The sequence below is a fragment of the Caloramator quimbayensis genome (assembly GCF_900167605.1).
GTDB classification, from domain to species: domain Bacteria; phylum Bacillota; class Clostridia; order Clostridiales; family Caloramatoraceae; genus Caloramator_B; species Caloramator_B quimbayensis.
In genome coordinates, this window is sequence record NZ_FUYH01000012.1 from 34,620 (window position 1) to 49,140 (window position 14,521).

A 14,521-nucleotide genomic window follows, 5' to 3' on the forward strand; every position below is an offset into this window, starting at 1 on the left:
TTCTAAAAAGGTACCGATATGAAATATATATTTACGATTATTATAACTATTACTTTTTTTATGTGTTTTATTTTAAAAAAAAATATCAAAGCAGTTACAGCTTTGATATCAACATTTCTTATTTTATTAATATTCTATCCTAAGGCTTCGATAAATGGTGCTAAAGAAGGAATTAATCTTTGGATGTTTATTGTTATACCTTCACTTCTTCCTTTTTTTATAATAAATGATATGCTTATGTCATTAAAAGTTCCTGAAAATATAGCAAAACTTTTTGCGCCAGTAATAAAATTATTATTCAACACTACAGGTTATGGAGCCTATGTATTTATTATGAGCATTTTTTCAGGATATCCATCAGGAGCAAAAATAGTAAATGATTTAATAAAAAGCAAAAAAATAAGCGTTAAGGAAGGACAAAAAATATTAACATTCAGCAGCACTTCCGGACCTTTATTTATAATTGGAGCAGTAGGTTCAGGAATGCTAAAATACAGCATAGCAGGTTATATACTTTATATTTCTCATATACTTGGAGCTATACTAAATGGAATACTTTTTAGATTTATATTAAAAGATGCTGATAAAAACAAATTTAACTATAATAACAATTTCTATAGTGAGAATTATTATTCATCCTCAGAAATATTTTCAAAGGCTATAAGCAGCTCCCTTATCACATGCGGATTAATAGGGGGATATATTATTATGTTTTCAGTAATAATATATTTGTTAAGAGAAATACAATACTTTGATATAATTGGATATTTACTACAAAAATTTTTCCATTTGTCAAGCTTTTTTACATTCACAATTAAAAGCTTGTTTGAAACATCCCTTGAAATATCTAATGGTGCAAAGATAATTTCCCTAATGGATAAAAGTTTTACTTATAAAATGTGTTTGTTAAGTTTTATTATTGCTTTTAGCGGTTTATCAATAATAGGTCAGGTGTCTGGCATTTTAAGTAAAAGTGGAATAAATATTAAGTTATATGTAATTTCAAAGGTATTTCACGGTATTTTTTCTTCTTTGCTCTGCTTTATATTCATAATGTTATTAAATATAAGAGTCTTTGTTTTTAATATAAAAAATTCTGCATCTGTATTGAATGTAATTGTATTATTAGAATTACTGCTTATTATCATATTAATACTAAATATTATTAGCTATAAAATAAAATTCTCAAAAAACTAAAATTACTTTACTTTATTATTTAGTCTGACACTTTTCATTTTTAATAATATATCAGTTATAATTTCACCCGGAACAAGTTCCTTTATGCATCCGCCATACATTGCAACCTGCTTAACAGCGCTTGAACTTAAATATGAATATTTATTGTTTGTCATCATAAATAAAGTTTCAACTTCTGCATCAAGCTTATTGTTAAGCAGTGCCATTTGAAACTCATACTCAAAATCGGATACAGCTCTAAGCCCTTTAATAATAACCTTGGCATTTCTTTTATGCATATAATCTATTAAAAGACCTTTAAAACTATCAATTTCAATATTGGGTATATTTTTTGTTGCTTTATTAATCAATTCTACCCTCTCTTCTAATGTAAAAAGAGGATTTTTTTTATCAGGATTTTCAAGTACAGCTACGATAACTTTATCAAATATCTTTGAAGTCCTTTCTATTATATCAATATGACCATTCGTAATTGGATCAAAGCTGCCTGGATAAACTGCTATTTTACTCATTTATTTCCTCCTTGTTCCAAAATGATATTCGTACTCTTCCATATTTTTCAGTTCTATATTTTGTAAAATGACCTATCTTATCTGGTATTATATCGTTTTCATCATATTCAGTTATTATTATTCCATTAGTATCAAGTAAATTATAACAATCTATATTTTTTAATGATTCAATAATTAGATTCCTTCCATAGGGAGGATCTAAAAATATAATATCGAATTTTAAATTTCTTTGAGCACACTTTTTTAATACAAAAAATGCATCATGATTATATAGCTCACAATTAGAATTAAATCCAAGATTTATAACATTTTCTTTTAAGTAACTAAAAGCTGTTTTATTTTTTTCGCAAAAAATACAAGATTTTGAGCCACGGCTTATACATTCAAGTCCAAGATTTCCGCTTCCTGCAAATAAATCTAAAATAAAAGAATCAGGAATACGGTTATTTACTATATTAAAAATGGATTCTTTAACTCTATCGAGTGTAGGTCTTGTATTATTTCCTTCAGGTACTTTTATTTTTCTCCCTTTTGCAATTCCAGTTATTATTCTCATGTTATCACCCACCTTATTTTAACACAAAAAATGAAATATATTATAATTTCAAAATAAAATTAAACTTATATTTAAAATTTTTTATATAAATTTATTTTTAGTTGAAGGTTGTTTGGTCTATTTTTGCATTAAATTTATTCTCTATCTCCTTTATTAAGTTAAAATATTCTTTTTTGTATAACATATTCTTTTCAAGCATTTCTCTTGCTAAATCTCTTGTTTGCTTTAGTATATCTATGTCTTTAAATGGATCTGCCAATTTGAGCTCTAAAGGTCCATGCTGCTTTGTACCAAAAAATTCACCAGTACCTCGAAGTTCCATATCCTTTTCGGCAATTATGAATCCATCGCTGTTTTGTGTCATTATTTTTAAGCGCTTTCGAGCCTCATCTGTTTTTGCTTCTGAAATTAATATGCAATATGATTTATAACTTCCTCTTCCAACTCTTCCTCTTAATTGGTGTAATTGGGCAAGTCCAAATCTATCGGCATTTTCAATAACAATAATTGTAGCATTAGGAACATTTATTCCAACCTCTATAACTGTAGTTGAAACAAGTATATCAATTTCTTTGTTTTTGAAATCATTCATAACCAAATCCTTTTCAATTGAATTCATTTTGCCATGTATAAGTCCAACATTAAATTTTTTAAAATATACTTCCTTCAATTTTTCATATGTTTCCACTGCAGATTCAGCTTCAAGCTTTTCAGACTCTTCAACAAGCGGACAGACAATATATGCCTGCCTTCCATTTTTTATTTCTTTTTTAACAAAATCATATACTCTATCTCTCATAGAAGGTCTTACAAAGTAAGTATCAATTTTTTGCCTGCCTGATGGCATCTCATTTATAATTGAAATATCCATATCTCCATATACAAAAAGAGCTAATGTTCGAGGTATAGGAGTTGCAGTCATTACAAGCACATGAGGATTATGTCCCTTATTTATAAGTTCTCCTCTTTGCCTGACACCAAATCTATGCTGTTCATCTGTTATAACAAGTGCAAGATTTTTAAATTCAACGTTTTCCTGTATTAAAGCATGTGTACCTACAACAATATCTATTTCTCCTTTTTTTATTTTCTCAATTATCTCTACTTTTTGTTTTTTAGGAGTACTGCCGATTAAAAGAGCAATATTAATGCTATAATTTTTTAGTAAAGACTTAAGAGATAAAAAATGTTGTTGTGCAAGTATTTCTGTTGGAGCCATTAAAGCTCCTTGATATTTATTCATAGCACAGTTAAAAAGAGCAATTATAGCAACAATAGTTTTACCGGATCCAACATCACCCTGTACAAGCCTATTCATAGGCTTTGATTTTTTCATATCTATTAGAATTTCTCTAATAGTTTTTGATTGAGCATTTGTTAATTCAAAGGGCAAAGATTCCTTAAATTCTTTCATTTCACTGCAAACAGGTATTGGATACGCATTTTCTAACTTTTCGAATCTTTTCTTTGCAGCAAAAAGTCCAAGCTGAAGAATCAGAAGCTCTTCAAATTTTATCCTTTCAATACTTTTATCTAAAGCAGCATAATCATTAGGATGATGAATATTTAAAATAGCTTTTTTAATATCATAAATTTCTTTTTGTTTTCTTATATCATCAGGTAAAATTTCATTAATTTCACTATCGATGTATTTAAGACACTCATCTATTATCTTTCTTAAAACCTTTTGCGATAGATGTTTATTACTCGGATAAATAGGATTAATTCCAAACTTAATATCTTCAATATCCTTTTCATACTGAGGCTCTATAATTTGTACCTCTCCCATTTTTTTTGATATTTTTCCATACAAAAAAACTCTCTGACCTATTTTAAAAGTATTCTTTATGTAAGGTTGATTAAACCAAACACCCACAATAAACCCAGTTTGATTTTTAAAAACCACACGGCTTATAGTTTTACCAGTGCTTGCTCTCCTATTAGCATATATTAATGATACATCCGCTATTATAGATGCTATATCTCCATCTTTCAGTTCATTGATAGGTTTTATATTCCTTCTGTCCTCATAGCTTCTTGGGAAATATAATATTGCATCTTTAACTGTATAAATACCTAAAGAATTTAAATATTTTAAAGTTTTTTCTCCTACTCCCTTAATACTTTTAATATCCATAAATATCACCTATAATAAAAAAGTTCGAATATAATATTCGAACTAATTATAACACATAATAACAATATTTATAATTATTATTCAACTGATATTATATAATAATATAAGGGTTGACCTCCATAATTAAAACTCACATCGCAATGACTAAATTTTTCATTTATATAATTTTGTATTTCCTCAGTATCATTTTCTTCAAGACCATTTCCAAAGAAAATTGTTATAAGCTCGCTGTTTTCGTCTACCATTTCATCTAAAACTTCTTTTGTGATTTTATTAATATCTTCACCTGACTTAATAAGTTTTCCATTCAATATACCAAGTATATTTCCTTCTTTAATATCAACATCATTAAATACAGTATCTCTTACTGCATAGGTAATTTGGCCAGTTTTTACTTTTGATATTGCTCTTAACATTTCTTCTTCATTATCTTTTGCATTTAAATCAGGATTAAAGGAGATAACAGCTGTTATGCCTTGAGGAATACTTTTTGTAGGAATTACAATAACATTCTTAGTGCTTACATCCTTAGCCTGCTGAGCAGCCATTACTATATTACCGTTGTTGGGTAGTACAAAAATATTTTTAGCATTAATCGAATTTATTGCTTCAAGTATATTCTGAGTGCTTGGATTCATAGTTTGACCGCCTTCAATTACAATATCTACTCCAAGGTCTTTAAATATACTTGTTAATCCATCACCTGCAGCAACGGTGATAATTCCAAACTCCTTTTCCTCCTCTTTCTGATTTGAAAAATCGTTATTAGAAACGTTATCATCTTCGCTTTCAATAATCGTTCTATGCTGTTCCTTCATGTTATCTATTTTTATTTTTGATAGTTCACCTAACTTTACAGCTTCTTCAAGTACTATTCCAGGATGATTTGTATGTATGTGTACCTTTATTAGGTTCTCCATACCAACTACAACTATTGAATCACCATAATCTGAAATTTTTTCTTTAAATCCTTCAAAGTAAGGTGTGCTTGATTTAATAAAGAATTCAGTACAATATCCAAACTTTATATCTTCTATTTCCTCAATTTTATCAAAGTTAGGTTTTGCTAAGTCTTTTTTATCTTCAATGTTTCCTAATGAAATTATTTCCCCTTGAAGCCATTTTAAAATTCCGCTGTATATGACTACTAAACCTTTTCCACCAGCATCAACAACACCTGCTTGTTTTAAAACAGATAACATTTCAGGGGTTTTATTTAATGTTTTAATTGCATGATCATAGACTTTTTTCATAAAATTTAAGAAATCAACTTCACTTTTTGCAATTTCAATAGCTTTATCGGCAGATTCTCTTGCAACTGTTAAAATAGTACCTTCTGTTGGCTTCATAACAGCTCTATAAGCAGTATTAGCGCCTTCTTTAAGAGCCATAGCAAAATCTTTGGTTGTTAAAGAGGTTTTGGTCTTTAATTGTTTTGAAAAACCTCTTAATATTTGTGATAGGATAACTCCTGAATTTCCTCTTGCGCCCATTAATGAACCCATTGCAGCAGCATCAGCTACAGCTTGAATAGATGTATCTTTTATTTTCTTTATTTCTTCAGCTGCAGACAACATTGTTGCTGACATGTTAGTTCCAGTATCTCCATCAGGTACAGGAAATACATTCAAGGAATTAACCATTTCCTTATTTTTTTCAAGTTCATAAGCTCCATTAAGCAGCATTTCTTTTAGATGTTGTCCTTCTATAATAGTATATTTCAAAGTTAGTACCTCCCTGCATTAAACTCTGATTCCCTGAATGTACACAGTTACATTCGATACCTTTATACCTGTTAATCCTTCAACAGAATACTTTACTTTTTGTATTATATTATTCGCAATTACAGAAATTTTTGTGCCGTATTCTACTATTATATAGAGCTCTACTGAAATACCTTCGTCCTTAGATATAATTTTTACTCCTTTGCTCAAATTATCTTTTTTTAAAAGCTCCCACAATCCATCTGTTGCCCTTTTAGATGCCATACCAACAACGCCATAGCATTCCATTGTGGCAGCGCCGGCTATATTAGCCAGAACTTCATCGGAGTATTCAATATACCCAAAATCATTATTTATTTTTATAGACATCTCAAAACCTCCTAAACAATTAATGAGCATCGCCGATATAATTCAATTCTTTGCTTTAATTTTATATTAAACAATTAATTTCTTCAAGATTATATTTAATATATTGAGATGTAAAGTATAAATACTTTACAATTAATTATTTATAATATATAATATCAATAGGTTCACATTCTGCACTTATAATTTTGTTGCAATCCTAAAATACATCTGATAAAATATTATTTGTTTAAAAGTGGTATTTTTGTTTGTCTCAAGCATAGGAGGTGTTACATTATGTCAAGAAGATGTGAAATCTGCAATAAAGGTTTAACCTTTGGAATTCAATACAGCCACTCACATCGTAAAACTAACAGAACTTGGGCTCCAAACTTAAAAAAAGTAAAAGCTATTGTTGGCGGAACCCCAAAGCGTATTTATGTTTGTACAAGATGCTTACGTTCTGGAAAGGTTCAACGTGCTCTTTAATATTTACTTTGTAAAAAAATGTGCTTATAAGCACATTTTTTTATTTACAAAAACAATACCACGAGATTCCAATCAATCCAATTCCAACAAGAGCTATCCACACTCTTATGGGCAATATTACTACAAGTATAATTCCAATTCCTAAAGCCCCTATTGATAATATCAGTCCTTCATTTCTGCACAACCTGTAAATTAGGCTTTTTTTTCTATGACCCATAGCTACAACCCCTAAAATTAATATTTATAATATATATTTATTCCAAGTACAATTAAAATCAATCCAATTAAAACAAACCATACCCAGCATGGGAGCCATATTGCGAGGAGTACTATTCCTGAAAGCATCAATAAAAATGCACATATAATTTTGCCTTTATAAAACTTCTGTTTAGACATTTTAATCCCCCCATGTCTTTTATATATTATATTATGAAAAAAATATAAATTTTGTTATTATATTAAGAGCATAAAAATAAAACAAAAAAACTTTTACATAAAAAAATCCCATCTTATCTCAGATAGGAATTTTTTTATGCTTATTTTATAATATATTATTTTCATTATTTTGTTTTATAACTAATATTTCACCTGAAACTATTTTAATTATACATTCATTGTTTACCATAACATTTGAAACACCGATTGGGTATCCAAATTTTATCGTATCATTATTAAGAGAATACAAAAGCCCTTCAGTAGTAACACCTTCTGCATCACCAAAAAAAGGAATAATCGAAATAATATCTCCTTCCTTACCTTTAAGTGATAACATATCATTACATAAGTATATAGTTTCATTTTCAGTTATTATATATCCTTGGGCTCCATAAGATTTTATAATATGTAATAATCCTATATTGCCAAGACTATGATCTATTCTGCTGCCAATCCCGGCAAATATACATAGTTCGCTGCATCCTAAATCAATTGCCTTATATATACATAGTTCTGTATCTGTATAATCTTTATTTTTAGGATATTTTTCAATACTAACATTCCTTAATGTATAAAAATCTAATATTTTATTATCAATAGAGTCAAAATCTCCAATAAGATAATCTGGAATTATATCACATGCATATGCGTACTTTGCTCCTCCATCAGCACATATTACGATGTCATATGAAGGGTATAGTTTTTTTAAAATATCAATATTTTCTATACCGCCATGTGCTATGATTAAAGCCTTCATCTTTGTTCTCCTAACTTTTTAAAATTTTCTACAGTTTTACTTACATCATCGCTTTCAAATATAGCAGAACCGGCAACTATTACATTTGCCCCAGCATCAATTACTTTTTTTACATTATTAAGGTTAATTCCTCCATCAACCTCTATGTCAATTTTAAGGTTTTTATTATCAATTATTTTTCTAAGTTTTTCAATTTTAAAAAGAGTATTTTCAATAAATTTTTGTCCTCCAAATCCTGGATTAACGCTCATTAAAAGGATTAAATCCACATCTTCAATAATATATTCAATAGTTTCAAGGGGAGTAGCAGGATTTAAAACTACACCAGGGCTTACTCCTAAGGATTTTATATTTTGTATTGTTCTATGAAGGTGCCTGCAAGCTTCAACATGAACCGAAATTATATCTGCACCAGCTTTTACAAATTGAGGTATATAATTATCAGGATTTTCTATCATCAAGTGAACATCAAATATAAGATTGCATCTATTTCTTAATGATTCAACTACTAAAGGACCTATGGAGATATTAGGGACGAAATGTCCATCCATTATATCTATGTGCAAAAAGTCTGCTCCAGCTTCCTCTACTTTTTTAACGTCATCATATAATTTTCCAAAATCAGCTGATAATATTGATGGGGCTAATTTCATCATCTTTTCCTCCTATTATTTTGAATTTCCTCAAGTATCTCAATATATGCATTGTATCTCTCAATAGAAATTAATCCATTATGAGCAGCTTCTTTAACAGCACACCCTGTTTCTTTAAAATGCATGCAGGATGTGAATTTACACTTCCCAATATAGTCTTTGAATTCTAAAAACATATATTGAAGGTTTTTAGGCTCAATAAAACTAATATCAAGGTTTGAAAAGCCAGGCGTATCAGCAATAAAGGTATTATTATCAATATCAATAAGTTCTGCATGTCTTGTGGTATGTCTGCCTCTTTTTACCTTTGAGCTAATATCCTGAGTTTCCATTTTTATTTTATTTTGTATTTTATTAAATATCGTTGATTTGCCAACTCCAGAAGGACCAGCAAATACAGATATCTTATCCTTTAAAAGACTCTTTAAATCATCGATTCCTTCATTTTTTAATGCATTAGTTTTAATCACTGTATATCCTGCTTTTTCATATATAGATTTAACTTTATCAAACATATTATTATCATCAAGGTCGGATTTATTTATACATATTATAGCTTTTATGTTGTATGATTCTATTTGTATTAGAATTTTATCAAGCAGAGTAAAAATAATATCTGGCTTTTTACAAGCAAAAACTACTACTGCCTGATCAATATTAGCAACAAGCGGCCTAATCAGTAGATTTTTTCTTGGAATTATTTCTTTTATTATACCTTTGTCTTCTTCTATTAATTCAATAAAAACTCTATCACCAACTATAGGTGTTATATTATTATTTCTAAACTTACCCCTTGCTTTACATTCTATGATTTTTCCTTCTTCTATTTTAACATAGTAAAATCCTGATATACCTTTTATAATAATACCTTTTTGCATACATTCCTCCTTCATTGCTGAGTATTATTAGAATTTTGCGTATCTGCTTCATTTTGATTTTCCAAAGAAGTATCAACTTTATTAATAGTTATATTTATTATTGTTTTTTCTCTTACTTGAACATTTGGAGCAACGTCTTGATCTATAACTACTCCATCAGCATAATTATTATCTACGCTGTAGCTTATAGTCCCAAGTGAAAGATTATATTTTTTTAATTCATTTTTTGCTTCATCGAGAGATTTTCCTAAAAGTGAAGGTACTGTTACAAGTTTTAATTCAGGTCCATCACTAATAATAATACTGATTTCCGTACCTTCCTGTACCATTGTTCCTTTTTCGGGACTTTGAGAAATAATTAAATCCTTTGAAACTTCATCACTGTTCTTTCTTTCTATAACTCCAATTTTTAAAGCATTTCTTTTTATTAATGATTCTGCAGCAATCAGGTCAAGATTAGTTAAATCTGGAACCTTTACCTCTTTAGGGCCTGTACTTATAACTACTCGTACAGTTGAATTTTGTTTAACGGTAGTATTTTCAGCAGGATAAGTCCTAATGACCTCTCCTGCTGGCTTTTTGTCACTAACTCTATTTGCAACTTCCATATTTAGTTTTTTACTTTCTAATACTTTTCTTGCCTCATCTTCATTTAATCCTATTATAGACGGGACTTTTACATCTTTAACTACAAAGAATTTATTATATGAGTAGATAAGAACTCCTGCTGAAAGCGATAATATAAAAATTGTCAATGCAGCAATAATAAATTTTTTATTTTTATTTTTACGTTTATTTTCATTCAGAGCATTATTTATATCTTTAATACCTATAATTTTTGTTTCATCCTCATCTTTATAGACCAAAGATGCATTAGGATTATCTATAGCTTTTGCTATATCATTTAACATTTCTTTAATGTTTTGATATCGTTTAGCCATATTTTTTTCCATAGCTTTTAAAACTATATCATTTACTGCAGCAGGAATGCTGTTTTCTATTTCTGAAGGATTAACTAATTCTTCCTGTATATGCTTAATAGCTATTGAAATAGGGCTTTCAGCATCATAGGGAAGTTTTCCAGTAAGCATTTCATACATTACAACTCCTAAGGAATAAATATCAGTTCTATGATCTGTATATCCTCCTCTTGCTTGTTCGGGTGATAAATAGTGAACTGAGCCTAATATTGTATCAGCACTAGTTATAGTAGAACTGGATGATGCTCTTGCTATACCAAAATCAGCCACTTTTACAATCTTATCATCAGTAATCAATATATTATGAGATTTAATATCTCTGTGAACTATTCCATTTTTATGTGCATGTTCGAGAGCAAGAGCTACCTGATTTATAATTTTAAGCGTTTCACGATAATCAATTTTCCCTTTTTCTTTTATATACTCCTTCAAAGTCTGGCCTTGAATCAGTTCCATAACGATATAATAGATGCCATCCTCTTCTCCAACATCATATATACTTACAATATTAGGATGAGAAAGACTTGCAGCTGATAAGGATTCCCTTTTGAACTTTTTTATAAATTCCTCATCAGATGTAAATTCTGGTTTTAATATTTTAATTGCAACTAATCTATTAAGCAACTGACATCTTGCTTTATAAACAAGTGCCATACCACCTTCTCCTATTTTTTCAAGAACAACATATCTTCGGCCGAGGATTTTTCCCGATATATTAATCATTTCTCATCCCCCCTTTTAGCGACTATTACAGATATATTGTCATATCCTCCTCTATCGTTTGCAATATTAATTAACTTATCAACAGCTAAAATGCCATATTCTATAATTAAATCTTTAATTTCATCATTGCTTAAATAGCTTGTCAATCCATCAGTACAAAGAATTATATAATCTTCTTCTTTAATGGTTTCATGTTTCGTGTCTACAACAACGTATTTTTCAGCACCTATAGCCCTTGTTATAAGATTTCTTTGAGGATGAGAAACTGCTTCATTTTCAGTTATACTTCCATTATTAATAAGCTCCTGTACATAGGAATGGTCCTCAGTAATTTTTTTTATTCCATTTTCATTTACAATATAAGCACGACTATCTCCAACATGTCCTAAATATAGCTCATCATTGCTTATTAGGCAGCATGTAATAGTTGTACCCATTCCACTATAATTTATATTGTTTTGAGATTCTTCATAAACTAAATTATTTGCTTTTACTAATGCATCTCTAATGAGTTCTTCATTATTATCATAAGTAATATAATTTTGAGAAATAAAATCTCTTACAGTTATACATGCAAGCTTGCTTGCTATTTCACCTGCATTATGTCCTCCCATCCCGTCTGCTACGATAATCAATGAATATTTATTGGTTTTAAAAACCATAATATAATCTTCATTAATGTCTCTAACTTTTCCTTTATCTGTTCTACATTCTATAAGCATATAACCACCCACACTAACTTTTTTCTATAAATCTTCTACGAAGCTGCCCGCAAGCAGCATCTATATCATTTCCCATTTCCCTTCTTACAGTTGTTTCAATACCCTTTGACAGCAGTATATCTTTAAAAGTATTTATTCTATTTTTATCAGGCTTAATAAACCTTTTGCCTTCAACTCTGTTCAGAGGTATTAGATTAACATGGCAAAGTATTCCCTTTAATTTTTCAGAAAGCTCAAAAGCATTTTCATCAGAATCATTAACACCGCTTATTAATGCGTATTCAAAGGTTATCCTTCGATTTGTTACTTTTATATAGTATCTGCATGCATCTAAAAGTTCTTCCATGTTGTATTTATTAGCAATAGGCATAATTTTTTTCCTTATTTCATCATTTGGTGCATGAAGGGAAATAGCCAGAGTTAATTGAAAATTTAAGTCTGCAAGGCTTTTTATTTGAGGAACAAGTCCACAGGTTGAAATGGTAATATGTCTCATACCTATATTGATTCCACTACTGTCATTTATTATATTTAAGAACTTGATTACATTATCATAGTTATCTAAAGGTTCTCCTGTACCCATAAGAACCACATTAGATATTTTATGTTTAGAATCATTTTGAACTGTTAAGACTTGCCCAAGCATTGCTCCTGCAGTTAGATTTCTAATTTTACCGCCTATAGCAGATGCACAGAAACTACACCCCATACTACATCCTGCCTGTGTGGAAATACATATTGTATTTCCAAATGAATAACTCATCAACACGCATTCAATATAATTCCCATCTTTAAGCCTCATAACATATTTAATTGTATTATCATATTTTGATTCAAATTTTGCTTCTATTTCCATATTACATATATAGCCGTCATTTTTCAACTTTTCCTTTAGGCTTTTATTAATATTTAAAATTTCATCAAATGTATTAACTCCTTTGTGTATCCATTCAAACAATTGCTTTGCCCTGAATTTTTGCTCATTTATCTTTATAATGTATTCTTCTAATTCTTTTTTTGTTAAATCTCTAAAATCTATCATAAAACTTCACCATTTTCTCTCAAATTTTGCTATAAAGAATCCATCGCAATTATTTATATTTGGGTATAGTTTTAAAAATCCTTTTTTACAATCATCATTTTTAAACTCTTTTGGAATATAATCGCATATATCTATTAAATCAAAGTTTTTATTATTTTTGAGAAAATCATAAATTATGTTTTCATTTTCTTCCTTTGTAATTGTACAAGTACTATATAATAAAGTTCCTTTTTGTTTAACATATTTAGCTGCATTGTTTATTATAGCTTTCTGAACTTTGCTTAATTCAATTATACTATTTTCGTTAATATTCCATCTTATTTCGGGTTTTTTTCTGATTAATCCAAGGCCGCTGCAGGGTGCATCAACTAAAACTTTATCTGCACTGTCCTTTAAATCTTCGTAATATAAAGTAGCGTCTCTTAATTGAGTTTTAATTATATCAATGCCTAACTTTTTAGCGTTTTCATTGATTAATTTTAATTTATGTTCATATATATCAAAGGCAAGTATTTCCCCTTTATTTGTCATTAGCTGTGCCATATGAGTCGTTTTGCCTCCAGGTGCACTGCACATATCAATAATCCTCTCTGAAGGCATAGGATTAAGTATTTTTGATGATAACATAGAAGCTTCATCCTGTATAATAAAATACCCATTATTAAACTCATAGGATTTTTCTATATTGCTATAGCCATTAAAAATAATTGATTCATGAAGTCTGCCGTTTTGTACTTCAATTCCTTTAGATTCAAATATTTTTACTAAGTCCTCTTTTGAAATTTTTAAAGTATTTACTCTAGCTGTAAGCTCTGAAGGAGTATTATTTTTTTTCATTAATTCTATTGTGAATTCTTCACCAAGTTCGTTTATGAATTTTTTTACAAACCATTCTGGATGAGAATATTCAATTGAAAGCCTTTTATACTTATCCTTTACATTTATAGAATTGAATATATCTTTGTTTCTTAAAATATTTCTTAAAACAGCATTTGTAAAGGATGCAGCTCTTGGTTCTTTTTGCTTTACAATTTCTACAGACCTATCTACTGCAGCAAAATCTGGAACTCTATCCATAAAAAAAATTTGATAAATTGCTATTCTAATAGAATTTAAAACCCATGGCGATATTTTGTTTATTCCATTTTTTGCAAATCTACTTATAACGTAATCAATTCTAAGTCTCCATCTTATTGTTCCATATAGTATTTCTGTAGAAAAGGCCCTGTCAACAGGGCTCAAATCATATTTTTTAAAATAATAGTTAAGTTTTATATTTGAATAAGATTTTTTTTCATCAATATCACACAAAGTCTTTACTGCAACTAATCTATCTTTATCTTCCATGAAAAGCCTCCATAAAAATGAATT

Annotated in this window: 16 protein-coding genes; 2 read left to right on the top strand and 14 right to left on the bottom strand. The window is 29.0% G+C overall.

Annotated elements, in window-relative coordinates; translation table 11 throughout:
• Positions 1–18: 18 nt before the first annotated feature.
• Complete coding sequence (locus B5D15_RS09010; RefSeq protein WP_078696789.1) at positions 19–1,197, top strand: hypothetical protein; 1,179 nt, start codon at positions 19–21, stop codon at positions 1,195–1,197.
• 2 nt (positions 1,198–1,199) lie between these two features.
• Here the strand turns inward: B5D15_RS09010 and coaD are convergent, their stop codons facing one another.
• The 5 genes from coaD to B5D15_RS09035 all read right to left on the bottom strand — a co-directional run bounded on the left by coaD (position 1,200) and on the right by B5D15_RS09035 (position 6,495).
• Positions 1,200–1,709, bottom strand: a complete 510-nt coding sequence (gene coaD, locus B5D15_RS09015) for a pantetheine-phosphate adenylyltransferase (protein ID WP_078696790.1) — start codon at positions 1,707–1,709, stop codon at positions 1,200–1,202.
• Positions 1,702–2,265 carry a 16S rRNA (guanine(966)-N(2))-methyltransferase RsmD gene (gene rsmD, locus B5D15_RS09020; RefSeq protein ID WP_078696791.1) on the bottom strand — a complete coding sequence of 188 codons (564 nt, stop codon included), beginning with the start codon at positions 2,263–2,265 and terminating at the stop codon, positions 1,702–1,704. Before rsmD ends, coaD begins: the two co-directional genes overlap by 8 nt.
• A 97-nt stretch (positions 2,266–2,362) precedes the next feature.
• Positions 2,363–4,402, bottom strand: coding sequence for an ATP-dependent DNA helicase RecG (recG, locus tag B5D15_RS09025; RefSeq protein WP_078696792.1), 2,040 nt, complete (start codon positions 4,400–4,402; stop codon positions 2,363–2,365).
• A gap of 77 nt (positions 4,403–4,479) precedes the next feature.
• The gene (locus B5D15_RS09030) at positions 4,480–6,126 is read right to left on the bottom strand and encodes a DAK2 domain-containing protein (protein WP_078696793.1); all 1,647 of its coding nucleotides are present in this window, start codon (positions 6,124–6,126) and stop codon (positions 4,480–4,482) included.
• Between the two features lie 18 nt (positions 6,127–6,144).
• Complete coding sequence (locus B5D15_RS09035; RefSeq protein WP_078696794.1) at positions 6,145–6,495, bottom strand: Asp23/Gls24 family envelope stress response protein; 351 nt, start codon at positions 6,493–6,495, stop codon at positions 6,145–6,147.
• Between the two features lie 273 nt (positions 6,496–6,768).
• Between B5D15_RS09035 and rpmB the strand changes: the two genes are divergently transcribed.
• On the top strand, positions 6,769–6,960 hold the full coding sequence (gene rpmB, locus B5D15_RS09040) for a 50S ribosomal protein L28 (protein WP_078696795.1): 192 nt from the start codon (positions 6,769–6,771) through the stop codon (positions 6,958–6,960).
• 40 nt (positions 6,961–7,000) lie between these two features.
• On the opposite strand, the gene B5D15_RS15435 is transcribed toward rpmB, so the two are convergent.
• From B5D15_RS15435 to rsmB, 9 genes are all read right to left on the bottom strand, one after another.
• Positions 7,001–7,177: a hypothetical protein gene (locus B5D15_RS15435; protein ID WP_179122244.1), complete on the bottom strand. Its 177-nt coding sequence runs from the start codon at positions 7,175–7,177 to the stop codon at positions 7,001–7,003.
• A gap of 17 nt (positions 7,178–7,194) precedes the next feature.
• Positions 7,195–7,356: a hypothetical protein gene (locus B5D15_RS15440; protein WP_179122245.1), complete on the bottom strand. Its 162-nt coding sequence runs from the start codon at positions 7,354–7,356 to the stop codon at positions 7,195–7,197.
• Between the two features lie 145 nt (positions 7,357–7,501).
• Positions 7,502–8,152 (bottom strand): thiamine diphosphokinase, encoded by a 651-nt coding sequence (locus B5D15_RS09045; protein ID WP_078696796.1) that lies wholly within the window; start codon positions 8,150–8,152, stop codon positions 7,502–7,504.
• Positions 8,149–8,808 (bottom strand): ribulose-phosphate 3-epimerase, encoded by a 660-nt coding sequence (rpe, locus tag B5D15_RS09050; protein ID WP_143287262.1) that lies wholly within the window; start codon positions 8,806–8,808, stop codon positions 8,149–8,151. Before rpe ends, B5D15_RS09045 begins: the two co-directional genes overlap by 4 nt.
• Positions 8,805–9,683 carry a ribosome small subunit-dependent GTPase A gene (gene rsgA, locus B5D15_RS09055; protein ID WP_078696798.1) on the bottom strand — a complete coding sequence of 293 codons (879 nt, stop codon included), beginning with the start codon at positions 9,681–9,683 and terminating at the stop codon, positions 8,805–8,807. The genes rpe and rsgA overlap by 4 nt, the downstream gene beginning before the upstream one ends.
• Positions 9,684–9,694: 11 nt before the next feature.
• Positions 9,695–11,386 carry a Stk1 family PASTA domain-containing Ser/Thr kinase gene (pknB, locus tag B5D15_RS09060; RefSeq protein ID WP_078696799.1) on the bottom strand — a complete coding sequence of 564 codons (1,692 nt, stop codon included), beginning with the start codon at positions 11,384–11,386 and terminating at the stop codon, positions 9,695–9,697.
• Complete coding sequence (locus B5D15_RS09065) at positions 11,383–12,108, bottom strand: Stp1/IreP family PP2C-type Ser/Thr phosphatase (RefSeq protein WP_078696800.1); 726 nt, start codon at positions 12,106–12,108, stop codon at positions 11,383–11,385. Before B5D15_RS09065 ends, pknB begins: the two co-directional genes overlap by 4 nt.
• Before the next feature lie 13 nt (positions 12,109–12,121).
• Positions 12,122–13,150 carry a dual-specificity RNA methyltransferase RlmN gene (gene rlmN / locus B5D15_RS09070; RefSeq protein ID WP_078696801.1) on the bottom strand — a complete coding sequence of 343 codons (1,029 nt, stop codon included), beginning with the start codon at positions 13,148–13,150 and terminating at the stop codon, positions 12,122–12,124.
• A gap of 6 nt (positions 13,151–13,156) precedes the next feature.
• On the bottom strand, positions 13,157–14,497 hold the full coding sequence (rsmB, locus tag B5D15_RS09075) for a 16S rRNA (cytosine(967)-C(5))-methyltransferase RsmB (protein ID WP_078696802.1): 1,341 nt from the start codon (positions 14,495–14,497) through the stop codon (positions 13,157–13,159).
• Positions 14,498–14,521: the final 24 nt, after the last annotated feature.

Excerpts from the sequence above, each read along its gene's own strand:
- B5D15_RS09010 (WP_078696789.1), top strand. The coding sequence starts at position 19 with ATGAAATATATATTTACGATTATTATAACTATTACTTTTTTTATGTGT.
- coaD (WP_078696790.1), bottom strand. The coding sequence starts at position 1,709 with ATGAGTAAAATAGCAGTTTATCCAGGCAGCTTTGATCCAATTACGAAT.
- rsmD (WP_078696791.1), bottom strand. The coding sequence starts at position 2,265 with ATGAGAATAATAACTGGAATTGCAAAAGGGAGAAAAATAAAAGTACCT.
- recG (WP_078696792.1), bottom strand. The coding sequence starts at position 4,402 with ATGGATATTAAAAGTATTAAGGGAGTAGGAGAAAAAACTTTAAAATAT.
- B5D15_RS09035 (WP_078696794.1), bottom strand. The coding sequence starts at position 6,495 with ATGTCTATAAAAATAAATAATGATTTTGGGTATATTGAATACTCCGAT.
- rpmB (WP_078696795.1), top strand. The coding sequence starts at position 6,769 with ATGTCAAGAAGATGTGAAATCTGCAATAAAGGTTTAACCTTTGGAATT.
- B5D15_RS15435 (WP_179122244.1), bottom strand. The coding sequence starts at position 7,177 with ATGGGTCATAGAAAAAAAAGCCTAATTTACAGGTTGTGCAGAAATGAA.
- B5D15_RS15440 (WP_179122245.1), bottom strand. The coding sequence starts at position 7,356 with ATGTCTAAACAGAAGTTTTATAAAGGCAAAATTATATGTGCATTTTTA.
- B5D15_RS09045 (WP_078696796.1), bottom strand. The coding sequence starts at position 8,152 with ATGAAGGCTTTAATCATAGCACATGGCGGTATAGAAAATATTGATATT.
- rpe (WP_143287262.1), bottom strand. The coding sequence starts at position 8,808 with ATGATGAAATTAGCCCCATCAATATTATCAGCTGATTTTGGAAAATTA.
- rsgA (WP_078696798.1), bottom strand. The coding sequence starts at position 9,683 with ATGCAAAAAGGTATTATTATAAAAGGTATATCAGGATTTTACTATGTT.
- pknB (WP_078696799.1), bottom strand. The coding sequence starts at position 11,386 with ATGATTAATATATCGGGAAAAATCCTCGGCCGAAGATATGTTGTTCTT.
- B5D15_RS09065 (WP_078696800.1), bottom strand. The coding sequence starts at position 12,108 with ATGCTTATAGAATGTAGAACAGATAAAGGAAAAGTTAGAGACATTAAT.
- rlmN (WP_078696801.1), bottom strand. The coding sequence starts at position 13,150 with ATGATAGATTTTAGAGATTTAACAAAAAAAGAATTAGAAGAATACATT.
- rsmB (WP_078696802.1), bottom strand. The coding sequence starts at position 14,497 with ATGGAAGATAAAGATAGATTAGTTGCAGTAAAGACTTTGTGTGATATT.